This window comes from Microbacterium sp. Bi128 (assembly GCF_918698205.1).
On the sequence record NZ_CAKKMM010000635.1, the window covers coordinates 1 to 2,827 of the forward strand.

Annotated in this window: 3 protein-coding genes; 1 reads left to right on the forward strand and 2 read right to left on the reverse strand. The window is 68.7% G+C overall.

Features of this window, described 5'->3' with window-relative positions:
- Positions 1–185 precede the first annotated feature (185 nt).
- On the reverse strand, positions 186–1,169 hold the full coding sequence (gene pheA, locus LQV45_RS24080; RefSeq protein ID WP_230009146.1) for a prephenate dehydratase: 984 nt from the start codon (positions 1,167–1,169) through the stop codon (positions 186–188).
- Between the two features lie 18 nt (positions 1,170–1,187).
- Complete coding sequence (locus LQV45_RS24085) at positions 1,188–1,514, reverse strand: rhodanese-like domain-containing protein (RefSeq protein WP_223914713.1); 327 nt, start codon at positions 1,512–1,514, stop codon at positions 1,188–1,190.
- A 288-nt stretch (positions 1,515–1,802) separates the two neighbouring features.
- On the opposite strand from LQV45_RS24085, the gene LQV45_RS24090 reads away from it, so the two are divergent.
- A partial coding sequence (locus LQV45_RS24090) for an amidase (RefSeq protein ID WP_230009147.1) occupies positions 1,803–2,827 on the forward strand: 1,025 nt, incomplete at its 3' end.

Below are 2,827 nucleotides of genomic sequence, written 5' to 3' on the forward strand. Positions count from 1 at the left end.
CCTCGTCGCCGTCCCAGTCCTGATTTTCAGCTGTCGGCTTGGGATTGACTATCATTCCCTGGCCGTCATTTTCTGTGCTGGTGCCTGACATGACCCGCTCCCTCCCGTAGGGGAATTCCCCAATATGGATCAGGCAAGCATACGCACAGTTGGGAGGGCGTGGAAGTGCGCCATATGGCATTTGCCTACGCTCTGGGCGAAGCCCCCGGGGTATATTCCGGCACAGCAGATGCGCCGCCCAGTATGTCTTTCACCCACGCATGCGCGGCGCGGAATGCCTGGTCGGAGGTGTGCGGCGCGACGCTGGTCCGGTGGCCGTCGGCACGCTGGTAGGACCCGAGGAAGCGGGTGGCCGGGCTGATCCGGTGAAGACCTGCGAGCGCGTCGGCCACCCGGGCGTCGGCGACATGGCCGTCGGCGTCAATGCTGAAGAAATAGTGGCCCAGGTACTGCCCGGTGGGCCGGGATTCGATCCGGCTCAGGTTTACGCCGCGGGTGGCGAACTGGTCCAGGATCTCCATCAGCGCACCCGGCCGGTCCTCGGGCAGCGGCACCACGACAGTGGTCTTGTCGGCTCCGGTGGGGGCCGGCAGTTCGCCCGGGCGGCCCACCAGCACGAACCGGGTGACGGCTCCGGGGTTGTCGCCGATGTTTTCCGCCAGCACCTTCAGGCCCGGCTGCTCGGTGGCCACGATCGGGGCGCAGATCGCGGCGTCGTAGTGGGCGCCGTCGCCATCCAGCAAGCCCATGGCGGCAGCGGCGGTGGAAGAACCGGGAATGTATTCCGCATTGGGAATATTAGCGTCCACCCAGAGCCTGCACTGGGCCCAGGCGTGGCCGTGGGTGGAGACGCGCCGGATGTCCCCGAGCGCCACGCCGGGCCTGGCCACCAGGACGAAACTGATGGGCACCAGAGCCTCCCGGAGGATCCGGAGTTCCTGGCCGGTGGCGATGGCGTCGAGGGTGGCGGTGACCCCGCCCTCGACCGAGTTTTCGATCGGTACCATGGCCGCATCGGCGGAGCCGTCCCGCACCTTGTCCAGCGCCGTGTTCACATTCGAGGACGGAATGCGGATGGCCTCCGCCGCGTCCGGGACCTGCATCAGGGCCGCTTCGGTGAAGGTGCCCTCGGGTCCGAGGAATGTGTAGGTGAGCGTCGGTGCGGGCATCAGTTCTTCCTTCTTCAGTTACAGGACAACCGGTTTGAGGCCGTTGTCGGACACCAGCGGCATGCCGGTCTCAACCCACTGGTCCATGCCGCCGGCCACATTCACGGCGGAATATCCCATTCCGACCAGCCACTGGGTGGCCCGGAAGGAGCGGCCGCCGGTGCGGCAGATGACGTAGACGTCCTCGTCCGGGTCCAGCTCCTCGATCCGGGCCGGCAACTGGTCCATGGGAATGTGCAGGGCACCCTCGGCGTGGCCCGCAGCCCACTCATAGTCCTCGCGGACGTCCACGATCTTGGCACCATCGGGGATGCCAGACACGCTTACGCTCTGGAAGTCGCTCATGTTGACCCTTTCCGCAGAATTCAAGCTCCGATCCCAGCGTATCCCCCGCCGCTGGCACCGCACCCCCGCTGGCGGCACGTTACGCTTCTGGGGACCGCAAAGGAGACCTCATGGCTGCCGAACACCCCGCGGAGCGGCCGGTCCGCGGCCCCCGCCACGGGACATGCCCTCCCCTGGCCGCGCGCGCTGGGCATGATGCCAACGTGTCCTTCCGCCGGACCCAGGAATGGGCATGTCCCCCGGGTAGCCGGCCCGCGCGGCCCCACGTACGGCCGGAGTCCCGCCTCCTTGGCTGAAATCCACGAACTCTCCGCCGTCGAGCTCCGCGATGCGCTCCGTTCCGGCGAGCTGTCCGCCAGGGCCGCCGCCGATCATTTCCTGGACCGGATCGAAGCCGAGAATCCGCACCTCGGTGCCTTCATCACGGTCACCGCGGAACAGGCGCGGAAAGACGCCACGGCAGCTGACCGGCGCTACGCCCTCCGGAGCCGGAACGGCGGCGCCTTGCCCCTGCTGCATGGAATGCCGGTCGCCTTCAAGGACCTGACGGATGTGGCAGGGGTCGTCACCACGCATGGAAGCGCGGCCCTGGAACGCAAGCCGGCCCTGGCCGACGGCGCAGTTCCCGCCGCGCTCAAGGCCGCCGGGGTCCTCTCGCTGGGCAAGACACAGGTCCCGGAGTTCGGCCTGACCGCCTACAGCGAGAACCGGATCGCCCCGCCGTCGCGCAATCCGTATGCACTCAGCCGCAGTTCGGGCGGCTCCTCGGGCGGCAGCGCTGCCGCGGTGGCCGCGGGGCTGTTGCCGTTCGCCCCAGGGTCCGACGGCGGAGGCTCCGTGCGGATCCCGGCCGCGGCATGCGGACTTGTCGGGTTGAAGCCCGGACGTGGGCTTCTGCCGGCCGGGGAAAGCTCAGGCGATCCCGCGCAGCTCGTGGTTGCCGGACCGCTCGCCCGCTCCGCCGCCGACGCCGCGCTGCTGCTGGATGCTCTGGTGCCGGGCCCGGACAATCAGGGTGCGGGCGGTCCGGGCATGGGCAGCCGGACGCACGCCGGCTACCTCGAACTGACCGCCAAGGAGCCCCGACCGCTGAGGATCGGCATAAGTCTCGACAGCCCGTGGCAAGCGAAGTTTCCCTTCATCCCGGACAGTGAGGCGCTCGACGCACTCGCGGACGGCATCTCGCGGCTGGAGGCGGCGGGGCACGAGACGATGGAAGCCCCGATTCGCTACGACAACCGCTACCCGGATGCTTTCACCACAGCCTGGACGGCCGGCATTGGCAGCGCGCGCATCTCGCCGCAGCGCGAGGC